Annotated in this window: 20 protein-coding genes and 1 riboswitch; of the genes, 2 read left to right on the top strand and 18 right to left on the bottom strand. The window is 42.2% G+C overall.

Going from position 1 to position 22,051, the window contains the following annotated elements; all coding sequences use genetic code 11:
• The 11 genes from MXE28_RS01155 to MXE28_RS01105 all read right to left on the bottom strand — a co-directional run.
• The coding region (locus MXE28_RS01155) for a transposase (protein ID WP_247239721.1) at positions 1-686 on the bottom strand (686 nt) is incomplete at its 3' end.
• A gap of 197 nt (positions 687-883) precedes the next feature.
• On the bottom strand, positions 884-2,218 hold the full coding sequence (locus MXE28_RS01150; protein WP_247239720.1) for an amidohydrolase: 1,335 nt from the start codon (positions 2,216-2,218) through the stop codon (positions 884-886).
• A gap of 91 nt (positions 2,219-2,309) precedes the next feature.
• Complete coding sequence (locus tag MXE28_RS01145; RefSeq protein ID WP_247239719.1) at positions 2,310-3,554, bottom strand: adenosylhomocysteinase; 1,245 nt, start codon at positions 3,552-3,554, stop codon at positions 2,310-2,312.
• 143 nt (positions 3,555-3,697) lie between these two features.
• Positions 3,698-4,750 (bottom strand): S-methyl-5-thioribose-1-phosphate isomerase, encoded by a 1,053-nt coding sequence (gene mtnA / locus MXE28_RS01140; protein WP_247239723.1) that lies wholly within the window; start codon positions 4,748-4,750, stop codon positions 3,698-3,700.
• Positions 4,751-4,797: 47 nt separating this feature from the next.
• A complete protein-coding gene (mtnP, locus tag MXE28_RS01135; protein ID WP_021842101.1) occupies positions 4,798-5,619 on the bottom strand; it encodes an S-methyl-5'-thioadenosine phosphorylase in 822 nt (273 codons plus the stop codon).
• 192 nt (positions 5,620-5,811) lie between these two features.
• The gene (gene hslO / locus MXE28_RS01130) at positions 5,812-6,702 is read right to left on the bottom strand and encodes an Hsp33 family molecular chaperone HslO (protein ID WP_021842100.1); all 891 of its coding nucleotides are present in this window, start codon (positions 6,700-6,702) and stop codon (positions 5,812-5,814) included.
• 241 nt (positions 6,703-6,943) lie between these two features.
• Positions 6,944-7,405, bottom strand: coding sequence for a 6,7-dimethyl-8-ribityllumazine synthase (ribE, locus tag MXE28_RS01125; protein ID WP_021842099.1), 462 nt, complete (start codon positions 7,403-7,405; stop codon positions 6,944-6,946).
• A gap of 81 nt (positions 7,406-7,486) precedes the next feature.
• The gene (locus MXE28_RS01120) at positions 7,487-8,683 is read right to left on the bottom strand and encodes a bifunctional 3,4-dihydroxy-2-butanone-4-phosphate synthase/GTP cyclohydrolase II (protein WP_021842098.1); all 1,197 of its coding nucleotides are present in this window, start codon (positions 8,681-8,683) and stop codon (positions 7,487-7,489) included.
• A gap of 90 nt (positions 8,684-8,773) precedes the next feature.
• A complete protein-coding gene (locus MXE28_RS01115; RefSeq protein WP_156705632.1) occupies positions 8,774-9,475 on the bottom strand; it encodes a riboflavin synthase in 702 nt (233 codons plus the stop codon).
• On the bottom strand, positions 9,456-10,748 hold the full coding sequence (ribD, locus tag MXE28_RS01110) for a bifunctional diaminohydroxyphosphoribosylaminopyrimidine deaminase/5-amino-6-(5-phosphoribosylamino)uracil reductase RibD (protein ID WP_021842096.1): 1,293 nt from the start codon (positions 10,746-10,748) through the stop codon (positions 9,456-9,458). The genes MXE28_RS01115 and ribD overlap by 20 nt, the downstream gene beginning before the upstream one ends.
• A 182-nt stretch (positions 10,749-10,930) precedes the next feature.
• Positions 10,931-11,065: riboswitch (FMN riboswitch) on the bottom strand.
• Between the two features lie 83 nt (positions 11,066-11,148).
• The gene (locus MXE28_RS01105; RefSeq protein ID WP_247239718.1) at positions 11,149-12,213 is read right to left on the bottom strand and encodes a hypothetical protein; all 1,065 of its coding nucleotides are present in this window, start codon (positions 12,211-12,213) and stop codon (positions 11,149-11,151) included.
• Positions 12,214-12,879: 666 nt separating this feature from the next.
• Here MXE28_RS01105 and MXE28_RS01100 point away from each other — a divergent pair.
• A complete protein-coding gene (locus tag MXE28_RS01100; protein ID WP_021842094.1) occupies positions 12,880-13,491 on the top strand; it encodes a sigma-70 family RNA polymerase sigma factor in 612 nt (203 codons plus the stop codon).
• 95 nt (positions 13,492-13,586) lie between these two features.
• Positions 13,587-14,174: a GH25 family lysozyme gene (locus MXE28_RS01095; protein ID WP_021842093.1), complete on the top strand. Its 588-nt coding sequence runs from the start codon at positions 13,587-13,589 to the stop codon at positions 14,172-14,174.
• A gap of 509 nt (positions 14,175-14,683) precedes the next feature.
• Here the strand turns inward: MXE28_RS01095 and MXE28_RS01090 are convergent.
• The 7 genes from MXE28_RS01090 to MXE28_RS01060 all read right to left on the bottom strand — a co-directional run bounded on the left by MXE28_RS01090 (position 14,684) and on the right by MXE28_RS01060 (position 21,970).
• Positions 14,684-15,472, bottom strand: coding sequence for a hypothetical protein (locus tag MXE28_RS01090; RefSeq protein WP_021842092.1), 789 nt, complete (start codon positions 15,470-15,472; stop codon positions 14,684-14,686).
• 469 nt (positions 15,473-15,941) lie between these two features.
• Positions 15,942-16,196, bottom strand: coding sequence for a helix-turn-helix transcriptional regulator (locus tag MXE28_RS01085; RefSeq protein ID WP_021842090.1), 255 nt, complete (start codon positions 16,194-16,196; stop codon positions 15,942-15,944).
• A 324-nt stretch (positions 16,197-16,520) separates the two neighbouring features.
• A complete protein-coding gene (locus tag MXE28_RS01080; RefSeq protein WP_247239717.1) occupies positions 16,521-16,856 on the bottom strand; it encodes a hypothetical protein in 336 nt (111 codons plus the stop codon).
• A gap of 127 nt (positions 16,857-16,983) precedes the next feature.
• Positions 16,984-17,634 (bottom strand): thiamine phosphate synthase, encoded by a 651-nt coding sequence (thiE, locus tag MXE28_RS01075; protein WP_021842088.1) that lies wholly within the window; start codon positions 17,632-17,634, stop codon positions 16,984-16,986.
• Positions 17,635-17,638: 4 nt separating this feature from the next.
• Positions 17,639-18,484, bottom strand: a complete 846-nt coding sequence (locus MXE28_RS01070; protein ID WP_021842087.1) for a hydroxyethylthiazole kinase — start codon at positions 18,482-18,484, stop codon at positions 17,639-17,641.
• Between the two features lie 46 nt (positions 18,485-18,530).
• The gene (gene thiD, locus MXE28_RS01065) at positions 18,531-19,325 is read right to left on the bottom strand and encodes a bifunctional hydroxymethylpyrimidine kinase/phosphomethylpyrimidine kinase (RefSeq protein WP_021842086.1); all 795 of its coding nucleotides are present in this window, start codon (positions 19,323-19,325) and stop codon (positions 18,531-18,533) included.
• A 752-nt stretch (positions 19,326-20,077) separates the two neighbouring features.
• A complete protein-coding gene (locus tag MXE28_RS01060; RefSeq protein WP_021842085.1) occupies positions 20,078-21,970 on the bottom strand; it encodes a glutamine synthetase catalytic domain protein in 1,893 nt (630 codons plus the stop codon).
• Between the last annotated feature and the right edge of the window lie 81 nt (positions 21,971-22,051).

Here is a 22,051-nt window from a genome sequence, read left to right as displayed (position 1 = left end):
TGCAATGGATGTTTTCGTTTACCGGTACCGTGTACAAACTCAATTTGCTTTTCGCGTATGGATTGCTCCAGCAAAACCAATAGTTCATCTTCAGTCATATCTGAGACGTCTATGTCCAAAAGATTTTGTATTTCATATTGAAGAACTAACAATTTATCCGGTAACTTAGCATAGTGCTTAAGAATTGCCTTTTTCCACACAAAGGTGTATTTATTTGCATAGGCTTCCCATTTAGTTCCGTCGATGAATACTTCAGAAAAATCTAAGCTGTCAAATTCACTTAATGCTTGAATAAATTGAGATAACAAATCTCTAAGTACATCAACAGTTAAGCGTTGAAAGAATCGATGAAATACCATATGAGACGGAGTCGGATAGCCCTGTAAGAGCCACATGTAATGGATATTTTTAGTGCATTGCTCAGCAATTTTGCGAACAGATACAATGCCTTCGGTCATAGCTAACACATAGACTTTAAACAAAAGATGGGGAGGTACTAAAGATTTTCTTCCTTTTGAAGAATATAAATGCTGCAACCTTGTATAGTCCAGTTCCTCCAATACAGCATCCAGTAATCTCACCGGTTCTTTTGGTCCGATCTGAAAGCCATAATCCAATGATAAAACTACTTGGCGAAAGCCAGAAAGTTTAGTATAATTGCCTTGTTGGATATGGTTTCTGTTCATAAATTAATTATACCAACAAAGAAGGCCCTTCGGGGCCTTTTTTCTTATACAAATATAGCAAGAATGCGGCTTGAAGACACTTTCGTATCTTCAAACCGCATTCTTGTTTTTAGGGGTGTATTTCGTTACAGCCCCTTCATTTTTAGCTCTCATTTTGGTTGGCTGAGAAACCGTTTTTATATGTAAATTATACAATATTATTGTTTAAATATCTCCGTCTTACTCATCACATCATGACGTAATTTTTCTTCATCGATGGTAAGTAATTCGCGGTCTTTCATGACTACTTTGCCCGCTACAATCGTTGTCTGAACATCAGACGAATTAGCCGCATAAACCAAAGAGGCTACATCATTGTAACGTGGTAACCAATGCATGCCCGTTACATCGTATAAACAAAGATCGGCGCGATAGCCTTCTTTAATGAGCCCCAAATCGTTATAATCAAGTACTTTGGCCCCTTCAACGGTGCCTAATTGTAAGGCTTGATGGGCCGGAATGGCTTTTGGATCAAAGTGAGTTGCTTTATGGAGGGTTGCCGCTAAGCGCACTTCTTCAAGCATATCGGCATTATTGTTGCTGGCGGAACCGTCGGTACCGAGACCTACGGTAATACCTTTTGCGAGCATAGCCGGCACATCGGCAATGCCGCTGGCTAATTTAAGATTGGACTGCGGATTGTGAGCGACACGCACGTTTTTGGCTTTCATGATATCAAGGTCTTCATCCGTTAAATGAACGCCGTGAGCCGCCACACAGCCCGTATCAAAGACGCCTAAATCATTGAAGTGAGCAATCGGAGTTTTGCCGGTCGCTTTAATTACATTCTCCACTTCCCCTTTAGTTTCACATAAGTGGATGTGAATTTGCGCCCCCAAGTCATGGCTGAGGTCCATGACTTTTTTCATATATTCATCGGGACAAGTATATGGCGCATGTGGCCCAAGCATTACTTTGATACGGTCATTGTCAAAACCGTGCCAATCATTGAATAAATGACGGCTATCCACCAAGGCTTGTTCGGCTGTAGGTGCTACCCCGGCCATACCGCGTGATAAAACGGCACGAATGCCGGTTTCTTTTACCACCTTGGCCGTATCGTTCATGAAGAAATACATATCGCTGAAACAAGTGGTGCCGGAACGGAACATTTCAGCGATACCTAAGCGTGTACCAACTTCTACCAATTCATTGGTTAACTTAGCTTCGGCCGGCCAAATGGCCCTTTCCAGCCAATCCATGAGTTCCAAATCATCCGCATAGTTACGGAATAAGCCCATAGCGATGTGGGTATGAGTATTGACAAGCCCCGGTGCGGCTACACGACCGTGACCGTCTAAAATGAACGCCGCATTGCCGCATTCTTTAGTAATTAATTCTTGACCGAATGGCGTCTGACTTTCTTCTTCGGTCAAAATTTTATCGATATACCCATCTTTAATAATCAAAGTTACGTTACGCAACATGTCTTTGCCGGATTCGGCACTTTCCCCGGTAATGCAATCAATATTGCGAATTACAATATCAGCCATTTATATCTCCTTTAGTTGAACCGCTACCAACGTACTCTATTCGTATTACACGACACAATCGTTTGTGCCTATAACCCCAGAGCGCCGTCTCTTATTGAACTTTATGCAAATAATCGTATTGTTCTTGAGTCAAGGCATCTAAATCGTAGCCCATGTTCTGCAATTTAACTTTAGCAATACGAACATCCAGTTCATGCGGCAAAATATGAACCGTTGCTTCCATATCTTTACCATGGTCAAGCAAGTATTCCGCAGCCAATGCCTGCATAGCAAAGGACAAGTCCATGATTTCCGCAGGATGACCATCTCCGGCGGCGAGGTTAACAAGACGCCCACCGGCTAATAAATAAAGCGTACGACCATCAGCTAAGCTATAACCTTCGATATTTTTACGAACATTTTTATGAGACACAGCCACTTCGGCAAGTTCCACACCGTTTACTTCGCAGTCGAAATGACCGGCATTACACATAATGGCTTTATCTTTCATCACTTCAAAGTGTTGTTTGCGGATTACGTCTTTACAGCCGGTTACGGTGATGAAAATATCGCCGATTGGGGCTGCTTCAATCATAGGCATTACTTTAAAACCGTCAAATACGGCTTCGATGGCTTTAATCGGATCCACTTCGGTAACGATAACATGAGCGCCAAGTCCTTTAGCACGCATAGCCACGCCTTTACCGCACCAGCCATAGCCGGCTACGACTACATTTTTACCGGTAACGGTCAAGTTAGTGGTACGCATGATGCCGTCCCATACGGATTGGCCCGTGCCGTAACGATTGTCGAAGAGGTATTTACAATAAGAATCGTTAACAGCAATCATTGGGAAAGTCAATTTATTTTCGTTAGCCAACGCATGGAGACGATGCACGCCCGTCGTTGTTTCTTCGGAACCGCCGATTAGACGTTCTTTAGCGTCCGTACGGGTGGTGTGCAACAAGCTTACCAAATCCCCACCGTCATCGATGATAATATGCGGTTTATGGTCCAAGGCTTTATTTAAGAACATGAAGTATTCTTCTTCGGTGCAGTCATGCCAAGCATATACGGTGAGACCCATATCAACGAGGGCTGCCGCTACATCATCTTGAGTGGACAATGGATTGGAACCGGTTACGATAACATCAGCGCCCGCTTCTTTTAAAATAGTAGACAAGTACGCCGTTTTAGCTTCCAAATGAACGCTTACTACGACGGTTTTGCCTTCAAATTTATGACTGGCTTTGAATTCTTCGCGCAAGCTGTTAAGAGCAGGCATAAAATTGGACACCCATTCAATCTTCTTGCGTCCTTCCGGTGCCAATTTAATGTCTCTGATTAATGATTCCATGATAACCTCTTCTTTCTTGAAAAACATCTATAGTAAAACCGATATAAGTAGATTTTGTAGTAATGAGTATGTAAACATAGGTAGGCCTGTTTTAGACTCAACTATATTATTTGAAATCCATCAATTGATTAATATAGAACGCGTTAGCGTACAAGCTTCTTTTGTAAATCTTCAATCGCTTTATTGTAAGGTGCTTTTAAAACGCCTTCTTCGGTAATAATAGCACTTACAAGTTCATGCGGTGTTACGTCAAAAGCAGGGTTCAAAACGTCGATTCCGTCCGGTGCGGTCGGGATACCGGCAAAGCATTTAACTTCATCAGCACTGCGCATTTCGATTGGGATGTCACTGCCTTTAGCCAAGGTAAAATCAAAAGTGCTGTACGGTGCGGCTACATAAAACGGAATATTATGGGCTTTCGCCGCCAAGGCTACGCCGTAAGTACCGATTTTATTGGCCACATCCCCTTCCGTAGTGATGCGGTCGGCACCGACGATAACAGCATCAATAAGCCCCTGTTGCATAGCATAAGCAGCCATGTTATCGGTTAACAAAGTAACAGGAATACCGTCATGGTGAAGCTCAAAAGCCGTTAAGCGAGCGCCCTGCAAAAGTGGTCTCGTTTCATCCGCGTATACCCGTTCTAATTGACCGTTAGCATGAAGTTCACGAACCACGCCAAGAGCGGTACCAAAACCGGCTGTCGCCAAAGCACCGGCATTACAATGCGTTAAAATGCGTATGCCTTTTTTTCCTTCGAAAAGAGTGGCCCCCGCTTTAGCCATAGCCGCGTTTAAACCTTGGTCTTCCAAATCAATAGCTTTTGCTTCCGCTTCGATTAACGGCAACGCGTTAATCATGGTGTCGCAAGGGAATACGATATTTGTTACAATACGGTCAATGGCCCAAGCCAAATTAATGGCGGTAGGGCGTGTCTCTTTTAACGTATTGGCAAACGTCAAGAAATTAGCTCGCTGCGTTACTTCATCAGGTGCCGATTCAATGGCCTCACGGGCAGCCAAAATAAGACCGTAACCGGCGGCCACCCCGATGGCCGGTGCCCCGCGGACACGTAATTTTTTAATGGCTTCTGCCACCTGACGCCAGTCGGTACAATCGATATATTCTTCCCGGTTCGGTAATTTCGTTTGGTCTAATAAAATCAAAGAATTACCATTCCAAGTAATGCTCTTCATAGATTCACTTTTTAAGGTATCCAATGTATGAACTGCTTCTTCTAAACTCATAGTAATTCGCCCTCTTTACCTAAGGCCGCTTTAAAACCGCCGTATTCGGCCAAACGATGATGACATGGTAAATCCTGATCCGGATTAAGTTTTTCAATCGTGCGCAAAATCAAGGCTTTAAATTTATCGGACATTTCCGCCATGATATCGAGTACTTCCTGATGCGTTAGTTCAGTCGGCGAAATACCGGCGGCAAAGTTGGTTACCATAGAAATCGTAGCATAAGCAATTTCCGCTTCGCCCGCTAATACCACTTCCGGAACATTCGTCATGCCCACCGTATCGGCGCCCAGCATTTTGAACATCTTAATTTCAGCCGGCGTTTCAAAACGAGGACCTTCCGTGCATACATAAGTACCACCGTTATGAGCGTCGATATTGAGTTCCGACGCTGCTTCCATAATCACCTTGCGAAGAGCCGGTGAATAAGGATTACCAACGCCTAGATGAACAACTTTTTTACCGTTGCCGTCAAAGAAAGTAGATACACGAGATTTTGTAAAATCAAGAAATTGATCAACCAAAACGAAATGGCCCGGAGCAAAATCCGTATTTAAAGAACCTACCGCCGTAGTGGATACAATCATGGTTACGCCCAATTTTTTGAGGCCCCAAATATTGGCGCGATAGTTAATCAAATGAGGCGGAATGGAATGACCTTTACCGTGACGGGCCAGGAATATAAGCTGTTTACCCTTATAGCTGCCGCTGGTATAAGCAATTTCACCATATGGCGTTTGCATAGTCTTTTCTTCAATATTTTCAAACATAGATGGATCGTACACACCGGTACCGCCAATAACTGCGATTACACCCATTATAGTCACCTCGTCTTATCTTTCTTTACAATTAGCTTTTTACTAAAAAAATAAACCTCCGGAGCCTGAGCCCCGGAGATTCCATACCTTAGTTACTGCCCTAAGGCTCGTCTATTCTATTGTACCACAATCTAACTGATTGCGTTAATCATTTGTTTTTGAAGGTCAAAACATGTTTATCAAAAAATCTGATTAATGAGCTGCCCCATCGTTACGGGACGCTTCCGCAAAAATCTGTTTCAATTCATCACGGCTGAACTGATATTTTTCATTGCAATAATGACAAACAAGCTCAGTCGTTTCATCTTCTAGAAGCTCTTCCTTGTCGGCAGGTTGTAAGGTAGCCAAAATTTGTTCAAACCGTTCACGGCTGCAAGTACATTTAAAGGCGACATCTCCTTCATATACCTGTTCACACGTCAAACCGGCCAATACTTTTTCCACTAACCCTTCGCCATTAGGATGGGCTTCTAAATAATGAGAAATTGGTCCCAATTCATTAATATTAGCTTCTACTTGTGCCAATGCTTCATCAGTTGCATCCGGCAAAGCCTGTACGAGAAAACCGCCCGCAGCCTTAGTCGTTCTGTCCGTATTTACCAGAACCCCCAAGCTGATAGTGGCCGGAATCTGTTCCGATGTATATAAATAATAGGCCAAATCTTCAGCCACTTCACCGGTCTGCATAGGGCTTTGGGACGTGTAATCTTGACGAAGTTTGGTAAAACGAGTTACCTGTACTTCACCGTCATGACCGACAGCAGCGCCTACATCGAGTTTGCCTGCATATTTTAAAGGCACTTCCACATGCGGGTTATCCACATAACCGCGCACTGTGTTGTCGCTGAAAGCGTCCACATGAACAACGCCTAACGGGCCTTTACCGTTCAAGCGTAAGCTTACATTTTCTTCGTTTTTAAAATCCCCTGCCATTAAAAGGGCCCCTGTCATGGTACGGCCGAGAGCCGCCGTAGCTACAGGGCTCAAATCGTGACGCACTCTTGCTTCTTCTACAGTGTCAGTCGTTACGGCAAAGGCCATACGTACACCTTCTTTAGTCGTATAACGACGAATAAAATCCATATCTATTTTCCTTTCTGATACGTATAACTTAAAAATATACGTATAACTTAAAAATTCAACTTAAAATTAAATATAAAATTCAACATAAAATTTAATTCTAGCATTCACTTTAAAATTCGATTTAAAAACTAAACTAGAATATTAAACTCAAATATTAAACTCAAATATTAAACGTCAATAAGTAAACAGTGCCAATTATACTTCCAATAATTGGCACTGATACTCACTTACTATAAAACTCTTAGATTTGTTCCAACAAGTTAACCATTTCAATAGCGCCCATAGCACAATCGAAACCTTTGTTGCCTGCTTTAGTGCCTGCACGTTCAATAGCCTGTTCGATATTTTCAGTCGTAAGAACGCCGAACATAACAGGAACGCCTGTTTCAAGGCTGATATGAGCGATACCTTTGGACACTTCGCTGCATACATAATCATAATGAGTCGTGGATCCGCGAATTACAGCACCGACACAGATAATGGCATCGTATTTGCCACTGAGAGCTGCTTTTTTGGCAACTATTGGAATTTCAAACGCGCCCGGTACCCAAATTGTGTTAATATTTTCTTCCGCTACATCATGACGTAACAATGCATCCATAGCACCGCCGATTAATTTAGATGTAATGAATTCATTAAAACGAGAACCGATAATAGCAAAGCGTTTACCTGTGCCTAATAATTTACCTTCTGTAACCATCATAATAGCCTCCTAATAGTCTAAGGGATTTTCTAAAAATTAAAGCTTCAACTTCTTCTAAAATATAATAATTGGCTCATCTTATTATAGTAAATGACCCATTTTTTCTTTTTTTGTCTGTAAATAACCGGCATTGATGTTATTAGCTTTTACAATCACCGGAACCCGTTTATTTACTTTGATACCCCAGTGTTCCAAGCTGTTTTTCTTAATTGGATTATTGGTGATAAGATTTACACTCTTAATGCCCAAGAAACGAATAATTTGCGCTGCCAACGAGTATTCACGCATATCAGGCGGGAAACCTAATTCCACATTCGCTTCCACCGTATCGAGGCCTTTTTCCTGCAAGGCGTAGGCTTTAATCTTATTGGTTAAGCCGATACCGCGACCTTCCTGGCGCATGTACACAACAACGCCCTTACCTTCTTTTTCAATGGTGCGTAAGGCATTGTGAAGCTGTTCGCCGCAATCGCAACGTTTGGAGCCGAACACATCACCGGTGAGACATTCGGAGTGAACACGAACGAGTACATTTTCAAGGTCTTTCACATCGCCTTTAACGATAGCTAAATGTTCTTTGTGATCCAAGTAGTTTTTGAAAACGAAAATCTTGAAATCGCCGAATTCAGTCGGCAAATTAGATTCAGCTGCCAAGGTAATGATTGGTTCGTGCAATTTACGGTATTCGATAAGTTCGGCTACGGACGCAATTTTTAAATCATGTTTTTCGGCAAAAGCCAACAAATCATCGAGACGAGCCATATTGCCGTCATCTTTGGTAATTTCGCAGATTACGGATGCTTCCTTAAGGCCTGCCAAACGGCATAAATCGATAGATGCTTCCGTATGACCCTGACGAACCAACACGCCCCCTTCTTTATACTGCAATGGGAATACATGGCCCGGGCGACGGAAATCTTCCGGACGAGCTTTGCCGTCAACCAAGGCACGAATCGTCAACGCACGTTCGTATGGCGACACACCGGTAGTTGTATCCACATGGTCAACACTTACGGTAAAAGCCGTTTCGTGATTATCTGTATTTTTCGTCACCATTTGACCGATTTGAAGGGCGTCCAAATCCTCTTTTTTCATAGGCGTACAAACGATACCACGCGCTTCTTTCACCATGAAATTGATATTCTCCATAGTGGCAAATTCAGCGGCAACCATGAGATCGCCTTCGTTTTCACGCTTCTCGTCATCCACGATAATAACCGGTTTGCCAACCTTAATATCTTCTAATACTTCTTCAATGGTGTTCAATGTTTTTGCCATACTAGCATCTCCTTAAAACATGAATTGTAAATCTATAAAAATAAACTGTTATGAGTTTGTTATTGCTTGTTAATTATGTATTGCTACTTATCAGATAAAACCTTTGCTCATGAGCCAGTCTTTTGAAAAACTCTTTGACTCCTGCTTGGCCTCACCGGTTGCCCTCGAAGCATTGCCTGCTTCGGAACCCGAACTAGGTTCTTTGTCGAGCGTCATAAAATGACGGATATAGCGACCGGCTATATCGGTTTCTAAATTCACCACCGTACCAACCTTGGCATTAGCCAATACAGTATTGGCGATGGTGTGAGGAATGATAGAAATTTCAAAATACGTGCGCTCTCGTTTAGAAACAGTAAGACTCGCTCCGTCAACGGCGATAGAGCCTTTGTAAATGATGTAATCAAGTACATCCGGCGTTGTTTCAATGGTGAACACTACCGAATTATCCAACTTGCGGATTTGACGAATTCGTCCTTGCCCGTCTACGTGACCGGCTACCATATGACCACCGAAGCGCCCGTTTGACGCCATAGCTCGTTCCAAATTAACCGGCTGGCCGGATGTAAATTTAGAAAACGTCGTCATATTCACCGATTCAGGCATGACATCAGCCACGAACTGTTTGCCCGCAAAAGATGTTACGGTAAGGCAAACACCGTTAACCGCAATGGAATCCCCGATTTTCATATCTGAAAAAATCACGTCACCCGCAATGGTGAGCCGCATGGCCTGCGCATTCCGTTGAGCGCTGACCACATGACCCACTTCTTCAATGATTCCCGTGAACATAGGCACCGCTCCTTCCTGCTAAATAGGTTTCTATTCGTATATTATTAGCTAAAATTTCAACCGATTCAAAGACTAAATCAACACCGTCGGCCAACTGATCAATGCCGGTACCGCTGATGGCACCTAAAGCGGCTTGACCGCCGATTATGGTGTTACCGATATAAGTTACGATTTTGTCAAAAGCTCGTGCTTCCACAAATGAGGCAATAACCTGACTGCCCCCTTCTACAAGGACCGAAGTAAAACCAAGTTCAGCCATTTTTGTTAAAATCTGTTCAATCGGCAGTTGCCCTTTCGTCGCTCCGGATTGTTTTATCGCTGTAGCATCGCCTGTGTCAGTCGCGACAGTCGTATTAGTCGTATTAGTCGTATTAGTCGTATCGGTCGTATTAGTCACATTAGTCCTATCATCCAAGATAATCACTTGCGCCCCCACATCTTCAAGAACTTTTATACGTGAAGTTTCACACGCAGAACTTACAAAGATATATACTTTGCGATGATCCTGCTTAAATATATTGGCATCCGTTGGTGTACGGCCCATACTATCGAGAACAATTACGTCCGGCTGATGCACCGCATACTCATTGACATCCTCCGGTTGCCAACGGCAATTAAGACTCGGATTATCGCTCAATACCGTGCCGATACCGGTTAAAATCGCATCATGAAGGGCTCGAAGTTTATGCCCGTCCCTGCGTGCCGTTTCATTCGTAATCCACTGCGAATGACCGGTCCGCGTGGCAATCTTACCGTCCAGCGACATAGCCGACTTCAAGGTAACAAAGGGCTTGCCCGTTTTTATAAACGTCAGAAAACCTTCCACCAGTTTGGCACATTCCTTTTCCAAAATGCCGGTAGTCACTTCAATCCCCGCCTCGCGAATCATCTGAATACCTTTACCGGCAACCAACGGATTCGGATCGATTAAACCAACTACAACACGTTTAATGCCCGCTTCGATAACTCGTTTCGCACAAGGCGGTGTTTTGCCGTAATGCGCACAAGGTTCGAGCGTTACATAAAGTGTCGCCCCTTTGGCATTTTCACCGGCTGCCTTTAGAGCATGTACCTCGGCATGAGCCTCGCCGGCTTTTTGATGATACCCTTCGCCGATGATTTCACCGTTTTTCACAACAACGGCACCCACCATTGGATTGGGATGGGTAAATCCGGTCGCCCGCTTGGCCAACGTTAATGCCCGCAACATATACTGCTTATCTTGTTCATATTCAGCTGTCTGCGGCTTCCCCGTATATTGTTCATCTCTCATATTATGAACTCAACTCCTAACAAAAAAGGAACTATAGTATCTATAGTCCCTGAGTTATTTACGTTATATATCGTTTATTGTTTACAATTGCTGAAAGCCTTCAATTACCTCTAATTGATTCACAGCAAATCAAAAGGCAAACGCCTTGAATCCTAACAGCTTAATTAAAACGCAAACGTATAGCGTGTCTTTTCCCATCCAGACTATACTGTCGGTCTCGGAATCGCACCGAGTCAACCCATTTCAGAGTTTGCGGACTATGACCGCCGGTCAGGAATTGGAATGCTTACATTCCGCACCTTGCCTCAAAGACTATCTATATATAATTATTTAAGATGACTCTTCCGAATCTAATTAGTATCAAATCGAGCATCTTTTCTATAGTTGATTATACTATCATTTAGCTGATAGTGCAAGAGGTTTGCACTATCCGTTTTTGTCTTCTACCGGCGGCTCTATTTTTCACATTTCCTTTTTTGATTGCCAGTTCGCCAAATTGGTTAATATAACCGCTGCCGTAACTAAGTGTGAGAAAATATAGGCCCCAACGGAGCGAAGCTAAATTGACGGCTAAACTTTTCAAAACGCGTGCCACTTTTTCTTTATGAGGCTGTGAATTAAGAAACTTCGGTCCGCCTTGATGTGACTGATTATTAGTACCCGCCGGTACATCGTTCTTGGTCGCTTGTTGTGAAAACGCATTCAAAAAGGCGGCTTCAAAGGCATGAAAAGACTGATGGACCGATTCTATTTCACGGCGTATATAAGGCCGTGGAATCTTTTTCGAAACTTCAATGTAGCTTACCATGTTCTTCAAACGCTCTACTATGTCATACAAATCCATAGTTCGGCATAATAAAATTTGGAACGGCGAGGGCAATTCTTTATAACCAAAATTAACTAAAGCTACATTGATATCGCGTATGATACGCCGGCATCCCTTGAGATAAATGCGACCATACGTAAACTCCCGTCTCTCTTGAGATTTACAAGTCATTTCTTTATTGCTTAGCCTGGTAGCATCGATTAAATCATGCAGTGAAAATGGGGCTAACATGGAGTACCGATTATGAGTAAGACAGGTATAACGCTGCTCATAATGCACTAAGTGACATATTTTAGAAATAATGATATGGGCATCCTCGACATAAGCTGCGTATTCTTCTCGCTCCCAAAGCAATTCAGGATCCATGGCTTTCATATAACCATCGTTGAACATATCCACGATTTTATCCGCATGCCGCCTGGAAAAAATATTTAATTTCAAATACTCCACTAAGAGCATGTATCCTTCATTAAAAGGCTTCATTACAGACTCTATAGGCGCAGTATCGAGCAACGACTCCTGCAGCCGCTCCTCCAAAATACACAGGAAGAAATTAAGATACTGTGGAATTATAAAATCTTTACCGGCATCAATACAATACGTTCGCTCAATCGAAGTATACGTGTCATTTTCCGCCATATATACAACACTCCCCTATAACGATAAATCCCCGCGGTCAATTAATTTAAATTCAGAAGATTCTTACCAACGCAATAATGCATACTCTTAGTCATAAACAAGACTAGAACCTGTCAACTGACCTCGTTTTTGTTAAAATACTTAGCCGCCTTCTTCCGAATCATCGTACCCATTTGAAATTCGCTACACTTAATACATGCGTTACTAAGCTGTTCCAATGGATTTGCTTACCCCCAACTACCGGCTCTCCATATCCGATATATTTCCCAAAAAATAGCGTACTAATATCATCATTTATTAGTCATTATGAAACTGCAATCATGAAAAAATCAGACATATTACCGACATGCTCTACTCTATACCTTGGCACGCAATAAATCAAGATTCATAAGTGGTAAACTTTTTCGAGTTTTCTCCGGATTTGCCTGAAAACCGCCGCTTTACTATACTAAGACTAGTGATTGCAATACACGTTTCAACAAATTAATCTGTAATATCAGAACGACTCTGTTTGTTACCGGCGAATAACTCAGTTCGTAACAGTAAAACAAATCAGTTCGTAACAGTATAACAAATCAGTTTGTAACAGCAGGCTGAAAAACTTAAAAATGAAACATCCTCGAGGAATTCTTTAATTTAAACGTATAAGGAAAAGAGGTTTTTACTATGACTCCTAATGTAGCATGGAGCGATAATCAATTAATGGCAACTATTAACGCAGCGCAGCAAAATAATGAGGCCGCTCTCAAAGCATTATGTCACAAATACGAGGGTCTTATTCACAAGTACGCTCATGTAAGCGCCGTGCAATGCGAAGCCAATGATATAGAAAGCTTACTGTGGGAAGTGTTCATTAGGGCTGTCAAAGAATACGACATTAACGGCGACGTCCCCTTCTCCGGTTTTGTCAAAAGTCGGATTAAATACGGTCAATACAATGCGTTTAGAAAACTTAGAAAACAATGGCAGCGGGAAACATTTATTATGGATCAGGCTACTGACGGTGACAATAAAACCATGACGTTTGAGGATATCTTAGCTCCTTCCGACAGTGCCGAAACAACGGCTTTAGCTAATGCAAATAAAAAAGCCGTAGCACGAGCCTTCAAGCGACTCATGCCACAGCAACAAAAACTACTCTATGCTTATTATATTGAGAACATTCCCCTGGCTCAACTGGCCAAACAACACGGCATCAGCCGCCAGGCCATGCAGCAACATAAACATCGAGCGTTAGCTGCATTGACCGTATTTTTTAACGATGAACTGAATCAATAACTATGAATAGCAATAAATACCCATGAATAGCAATGAATAACAAGAAATAACAATAATAGTTATAAGTACGTCAGTGAGGAGTTGCAAAAGATACTATGAAAATGAATCAGTTAAATAAACACTACGGAGTTGATGTAAGCGAACATAATGGCATTGTAAATTGGCAAGAGGTACGTGATGCAGGCATCGAATTTGCCATCATACGCCTTGGCTATGGTCGCGGGCATTTGGATAGTCAATTTTATCACAATGTAAACGGTGCCTTGAATGCGGGCATAAGCATTGGCGTATACTATTATTCCTATGCGCAAAACTGCAATGATGCCATCGAAGAAGCTGCTTTTGCTACCCATATCTTAAATGACTGCGGTCTCGTCCCGGCAAGACTGACTATGGGCCTTTGGTATGATGCGGAAGAAGCCCCCTACTGGGACACACAACAAATCACCAATCGTTGCAGTGCCTTCATCAATACAGCCTGGCAAGCCGGCTACGCCTATGCCGGGGTGTACGCCAATTTTGATTGGTGGACCCATCACATCGACGGTACCCAGCTCATGTGCCCTAAATGGTGCGCCCAGTATAATAGCAGCTGCGATCTACCATCGGCTCACATGTGGCAATATACCGATTCACTGAGGATTGGTGAAAAGATGTTTGACGGGGATGTGTTTTGGTCGTAAAGTAACTTTATTGAAGTTATAAAGACTTATTCAAAGAATAATATACTTTTATAGTAGAACCGGCAGTGTAAGAACATTGCCGGTTTTTATTTTCCATATTCTTTCAACTTTCCTCAAGAACATATTTTCGAAATAATCTTTAATTATGAACAACAAAGGAGTATACTAATAATCAAGAGCCGTTGTAGTGTGACTAGGTCATCTCCTTTAAGGAGGTGAGATCATGAGTGTATTCGAAGCGTTATCCCTGATGATAGCTTTTGCTACTCTAGTGGTCTTGATTCTTAAATGAAAAATGACCTAAATCGCTAAAAGTAACGACTAGGCCATTTCTCATTTTACTAGTTTTACTGGAGATGAGCCTAGCGTTGCTACACACTATGACGGCTCGTCTTATATATATCTTAACGCATTAACATATAAGCGTCAAGTAAAGCAACTACTGACTAAGCTAAGGGAATTAACTTACTCTTTCTTGCCCTATCTCAACATTAGTGTTAAGAAATTATTTACCAAATATAATGTATCAATATATAGAGCCCAATCTTGATGCAAACGATTAATAGCATCATAAAGTTGATAACAATACCGACAACGGATTTTAACACATAGAACTTACCGCCTGGTTGATCCCAGATATCGGATACGTTGCCGCAATTGTAACATTCCGTAATCTTCTTTTCGTCATAAAAACCGGCAATGTCCTTTTTCAGATACACTAATTGCAGCATTGTAAAACAACTTACAACATAGAACTCCAGTGCATAAATAATCGGCTTAACTATGGTCGGTGGCAAGTCACGGTAACCGGTTTCATAATAAATTACCGTACCATAGCATAAAATCATCAGTCCTAAAAAGAACCAACGCATTTTGATAAGTGTATCCCAATATGTCTGCATGGAGTCTCTTATTACTGTTAAAATGCCAAGCCATAAGAGCGCAACTATTAAGATCGGCAGTGAATAGTAAGGCGGCGTATATAAAAAGGAACCTAAAATCGGTATACTGCCCAAACAAAATAAAATATTTACGAAAAATCGAGCTTTTTGAGTTTCCCCACGATTACTAACCAGCATCCAAACCGTGTTCAAAACCCACGCTCCGATGACAACAATAAAAGCGTCAAACAGGGGCATCCCTACGCCAACTACTTTATGGAATATAGCAGCTATCGGTAGCAACAATACAAAGAAAAACGACAGAAACATAAATATTTTAGACTCGGACCGGTCAATAAACCGCTCTTTTAATGGCTTATTGTCATTTAGGAAAAATAAATACTTAATACGTTCCATACTTTCTACCCCCTACGTTACCTTACTCAAAAGAATTAGTGTATCAATACTGTTACGGATTTTGAGGATTCACGTCGCAGTGCCATGGGCTACTTTTGAGCATATAAAATCACCCCTACATCCGGTTACATGGTTAATATAACATAGTACCCGGACATAGGGGTGGCCCAATAAAAAACAGGTCAAATCTTTCACTAATGTTGACCTGTCTAAAATTTCTTATTTATGTTTTAAAATATCATCCAGCTTAGTAATCAACTTTTGCTTCTTACGCTGTGAAGCCTTTTCAAAATCAATAACATCTGCCATAAGTAACCTACTTTCCATACGTTGTTAACGGGTTATGCGAAATAACAAGTTATTACAAGCTATTTCAAGCCAAAAATGTGCAAAATTACTTAACCATAACAGGCAAACTCGCAATAATACGGTCTTAGCTTAGTCAATATGTTACCGCAAAATAGTACTGTTAGAACAATACCTTTTTATCTGCTTCGGTTATAGTCAGAAAATATGTTACGTCTACGTCCAGCCCTTCAGCAATGTCCAGTAACATAGCAATCGATACATTCTGATTATAGGCACCGCGTTCCACTTTATTTAAAGTGCTGGGACTAATGCCTATTTTTTCGGCCAGTTCGCGTTGCGTCAAGCCACGCAGGGTACGGTAATATGTAACTTTGGCGCCAATACACTTAAATAAACTGTTCTTTTGTTCGTCCATATTATCAAACTCCTCATTCATATCTTACTACACAGTATGACATAAATGAGCCCATCATGTAGCACATAAATAAAACCCTTATTAATATGATATATGCCACATAGCATCTTAATAATCAACAAATTTTACATATTAAAAAATGTGTAAAATTAATGAAAATCATGTTAATAATAGGATTATTTTTATCAAATTAAAATGTATTTTGACAACGAAAAAAGTGGCGACATCAATCGCCACTCTCCTATAAAGACCTCGCATAGCGAATTCTATAATTATACAGAAATAAACCTGATTGCCTTCCCTTCGCCGGTAAACGCCTATATATTAAGCCTCTTCCTTACGATGTTTGCACTTACCCGCTGTTTCACCATGCATAATGCGACGGAAGATTTCATGGGCTTCTTCGTCGGATTCACCTTCTTCTACGGCACGGTTAGCATGGGATAAGGCTTGACGGAATTTTTTATGAGCATCATCATTAGGAACTTTGTCCAAATCTTTTTTAGGATCAAAATCCATGATGAGCTTAAATAAAGCATGTATTTCTTCACTGGACATCCCCTGTTCTTTTGCCAATTCCATGTGACGCATCGCACGTTCATAACGAGCTTTACCATGTGGATCTGTTGGAATTTCACGAGTAGCGTGTTTACATTTCATAATTAATCTCCTTTCAAGAGATAACGTATTTCAAAGTAAAAAAGGTATAATTGCCTTACAAGACAATTATACCTTTTTTATCGAATTTCTTAAATATAATAAACAATGAAATTTTTTCATGTTTATTCTACAGTTTTAATTTTCGCACAGCTTCCGTTACATCCGCAGCTTGCGTAATCGCCGATATAACCGATACTCCGTCGGCGCCGCTTTTAACAATATCCGCCGCGTTATCGACCGTAATACCGCCAATGGCAACAATCGGCAAGCTTCCTGCCACCTTGCGAAGTTCTTCTACACCGTCAAGGCCAATAGGCGCTTTTGCGTCGTCTTTTGATTGGGTACCGTAAATAGGTCCGATTCCGATATAATCAGCTAAATCAACACGGGAAGCCGCATATTCTTCCGGTGAGTGAATGGATAAACCAATAATTTTATGTGGAAAACGACGGCGCACGTCTTCAATCGGATCATCGTCTTGACCGATATGAACGCCATCCACGTCTAATGCTTCTGCCAAGTCCATATCGTCATTCATGATAAATGGCACCTTATATTCTTTGCATAAGGCTTGCGCCTGTTTGGCAAAATCCAATTTAGCTTCACCGGTTAAAGAGCCATGACCTTTTTCACGGAATTGAAACATAGTAATGCCGGCCTTTAAAGCGGTCTCAATACAAGTGAGTGCAGCTGTAAGCGGATTGTTTGCGGACTTAAAATCTTGTGTACCGCAAATAAAGTATACCTTTAACTCTTCGGCTTTAAAACTATTTTTCATCAGTTTACGCCTCCACGTCCGAATCCTGAATCCGATATAAAGCATTCAAGAATTCAATTTGAAAACTACCTGGTTCAACCTTGTTATATAGGTGTTGACATTCTGTCTCCGCCATTTCACCGGCTATGGAATAGGCTTTGAGCCCCCATAAGGCAGAATTAAAGATTTCATCGTCTTGTAGTTGTGTAGAACCGATAAAGGCGCCTAAAAATCCGCCCAATAAGCAGCCTGTGCCGACAATGAGCGGCATCATGGATGAGCCGTGTTCAAATTCTACCGTCCTATTGCCGTTCGAAATACCGTCAACCGGCCCCGTGGCAATGCTTGTGACGCCAAATAACTTAGCGCATTGTTCAGCTAACTTACCCGGATTAGCTACGCCTTCACTGTCGACGCCTTTAGTTGCTACCGTTTGCGCTTCCAAACCGTCACCCGTTGCCGGATTATCAGTTTTTAATTTACTAAACTTTTCACTAACCAAGGCGGCAATCTCACCGGCATTACCGCGCAATAAAATAATTGTATGCTGTTCCAATAAGTCCATAGCAATCTGCTTCCGAAATGCACCGGCGCTGCAGGCTACCGGATCCAGCACAACCGGCACATTTAGCTTATTGGCCAATGCTACAGCTTTTTTGTAAAAAGCCGCTAACTCCGGATTTACGGTCCCAATATTTACCAATAATGCCTTGGCGTATGGCAATAAGTCTTCCAAATCCTCGATGCAGGAACTCATGGCCGGTGACGCACCAACCGCCAACAAACCGTTGGCGGTAAAGTTTTTTACCACATCGTTGGTTAAACAAATTACGAGGGGATTTTGCTCCCGTAATAATTTTATATATGACATAACTCTTCATTCCTATTTATTATTCAATCTTAAAATCAGCTTCATCTCACACGATGACCATGTGATTTACCGGGCCGTGACCTTTGCCGAGTCCCGGATTTTCTTTGATGGCTTTACTGATAAAATCCTTGCCGATGCCAACGGCCTCTACCAAAGATTTACCTTTAGCAAGTTCCGCCGTGATGACAGCGGAGAACGTGCAACCCGTGCCATGGGTGTTTGGCGTATCATAGCGTGGACTTTCAAAGGTAACGAGTTTTTCACCTTTAATATACAGATAATCCTTCGCTGTTTCGCCGAAATGGCCGCCTTTGATAATAACGGCTTTAGGGCCCATTTCATTTAAAACAAACTGAGCTGCTTTTTTAACATCAGACTCGCTTTCAATGGCAAAACCTACCAAATATTCTGTTTCCGACAAATTAGGCGTCACCAATGTGGCTACCGGCATTAATTCCGCTTTAAATTGGTCTCGTGCCTGCGCATCGATGAGATGATCGCCGCTGGTCGCCACCATAACCGGATCCATTACATATGGCACAGAGCCGTCCACATATTTACGAATGATGCGCATCATATCTACATTCGGAATCATGCCCGTTTTTAAAGCCAATGGCGGAATATCTTCAAATACACAAGCCAATTGTGCCTCAAGCATCTCCAAATCCACATTTTGAATGAGGCGAACGCCCTTTGTATTCTGCGCCACCACACTCGTTACAGCCGCCATGCCATAGACCTGACGGGCCTGAAACGACTTTAAATCCGCCATAATACCGGCACCACCGGACGGATCCGTGCCGGCAATCGTTAAAGCTGTTGGAAAGCTATTTTTATTCATGTTGTCCTCCAATTACGTGAGCCCGGAACTCTCCTTAATCCCGAGCCAAATACGAATACGGTACAACCCAATACTTACTACTATTTTACGTTATTCAGAAAAATAATTCAAAACAATTTATCTCCGACCCCATATTGCTTTTACTAATGCTTATCATGCTACTTCACCGCAACCTTTATTTGCCCAACGCCTCTCCCTCAGCCTCGATATTCTTTCTGACCGGCGCCTTGTTCGCAAGAACTTAGGGCGCATCGCAAGAAAATATTTTAGAATGTTGCGACTTTCACTGAAGTTGATGCACTATTATTAAGGAAAACAATACAGGTCCTCCCCCTCAGCCCCGATATTCTTTCTGACCGGCGCCTTGTTCTTTTGAATCCGTAAAGCGCTATCGATATTGCTCTGTTGCGCTTTTAATAAGGTTAAAAGCACTATGAACAATGAAACAAAACAGGTCCTCCCCCTCAGTCCCCATATACTTTCTGACCGGCGCCTTGTTCGCAAGAACTTAGGGCGTGTTGCAAGGAGATATTTTAGAAAGTTGCGACTTTCACTGAAGGTGATGCACTATTATTAAGGAAAACAATACAGGTCCTCAAAGCAGCGACTTTGTTCGTAAGAACTCGGAACTGCGAGAGGACCTGTATTGCTTTCCTATATATTGTTGATTCTCATAGAAAGTCGCAACAAACGACTAACATACTTCTTGCTAACGCCCTAAGGGATACGAACCCAGCGCCGGCAAAAGAATATTATAATACATTACGTGTATATTCCGCATATTTTGCTTCTAAATCAAGCATTTTTTCATTCATTTCCATCTGCAATTTAGAAGCTGTATCATAGTCACCTTCAGCGATAGCGTGACCGATGCGAGTGAATAAAGATGTATTGGAACCGGTGTCTTTCGCTAAATAGTAACGCATTTCGTTAATAGCTTCCCAACGGGAAATATCCAAACCGTCATCATCATGGATTGGTTTCATAGCGCGGATAGTGTTGATGTTGGCCGGAATCAAACGATTGATTAATTCCAATTTCCAACGGTTCAAGATACCGGCAATGAAAGATTCCATAAGGTCTTTGGCAAAAGCACCGCCGTTAACCAAAGCTTCCACTTTTGCAGGATTGTTTTTGAAGCCTAAGATGTTTTCCCAAACAGTAGCCGGTGGCATGCCGTAGCGACTGTTACGTTCTTCTTCGGTGTAATCTTCAAATACATTCTTTTCAGAACGATAGGCACGACCTGTTTCTAAGTAATCTGCCGGATCTTCCGGATTCTTGGACAATTCAGCCAATAATTCATCCGGAGTTTTACCGGAGGTAATTACATAGCGCAAACCGTCAAGCACAGCGGAGTAAATCAACGCAATAGCTGTATAGGTGTTGGTGTAAGGGTTTGGCGAACGAAGTTCGAAACGAGTGGCCATAGGGTTCCCGATATCGCGAATCAAACCGCAGAGAATAGTACGGTTACGGCTTGGTTCGTCCGGCTGATTACCTAAAGATGTAACGATACAAATCGGTGCTTCGAAGCCCGGTTTTAAACGATTTAAGGAGTCGGTTGTGGAAGAGATAAATGGGTTAATAACTTCATAGTTTTTAAGAAGGCCCATAATAGCGCCGATACCGAGTGGGCTCAAGAAGGCTTTTTTCATATCTTCAGGGGAGAACAAGTTAACCATTTTGCCGTTTTTCATTTTAGCCATCAAGCCGAAATGAGTATGTTCCCCGGAACCGGCTACGCCGATAATAGGTTTTGCCTGGAAGGTTACGTCAAGGCCGTTTTCACGGAATACTTCACGCACGATGATACGCGCTTGTAATTCGTTATCGGCAGTCTGTAATGGATTGCCGGTGTATTTCCAGTCGATTTCAAGCTGTTCCAAAACATGATCCATATGGCCTTCATCGTCGATTTTACCTTTAACGCCGCCTACTTCTTTATGCCCCATTTCAGCGTTTAAGCCATACGCCTCAAGCATTTCAACGGCCTGTTCCATAGCGGTACGAACGGTGCCGTGAGTACGCTGCCAATATTGTTCCTGTAATTTTTGAGAGGTGGATAATTCTTTGGTGCTAACTACTTTGGATGGTGTTTTTACCCAGAATTCCAATTCTGTAGCGGTTGTGAAAACTAAGTCCGCAATGTCATCCACATTCACATGTTCCATGCCTTTAACTTTGTTGTTTTTCAAAAGAGCCATCACTTCAGCTTTAACAAAGTCCAAGGTTTCTTTCAAAATAGAACGGGAATCTACATAACGTTCATTGTGCATCAAGAAAGCCGGAATACGAAGGGTACCGGTTGGTAAACCTGTAGCCGGGTCGATGTTTTCATAGTTGTAATCGATGAACCAGTTAACGCTTGGATCGCCCCAAATATCTACGCGGGCGTTATTCAAGGTAGCAATACCGGTCAACACAACGGAGGAACCGTCAGTCTGTACGGCACGGCCTTCAAAGAATGATTCATAATCATCGAAGAACATAGCGATAGGAATTTTTTCATCCGTATCATTACCGGCTAAATCTACGCCTACCAAGGACACGAATTTAATTTCCGGATGCTGTTCCAATAGGGCAAGCACCCCTTCTTTACCATACTGACCTGCGGGGATGTAATACAACAATTCGTTTACCATAAGAATTCCTCCTTCTAAAAACGCAAAAAGACCCCTCGACACTGTCATACAACAATGTTCAAGGGGTCTTCATTGACCTAA

The sequence above is a fragment of the Veillonella sp. KGMB01456 genome (genome assembly GCF_023051165.1).
Taxonomy (GTDB): Bacteria; Bacillota; Negativicutes; order Veillonellales; family Veillonellaceae; genus Veillonella_A.
Note: the sequence above shows the minus strand (reverse complement) of the source record. Positions and strands in the feature narration are given on the sequence as shown.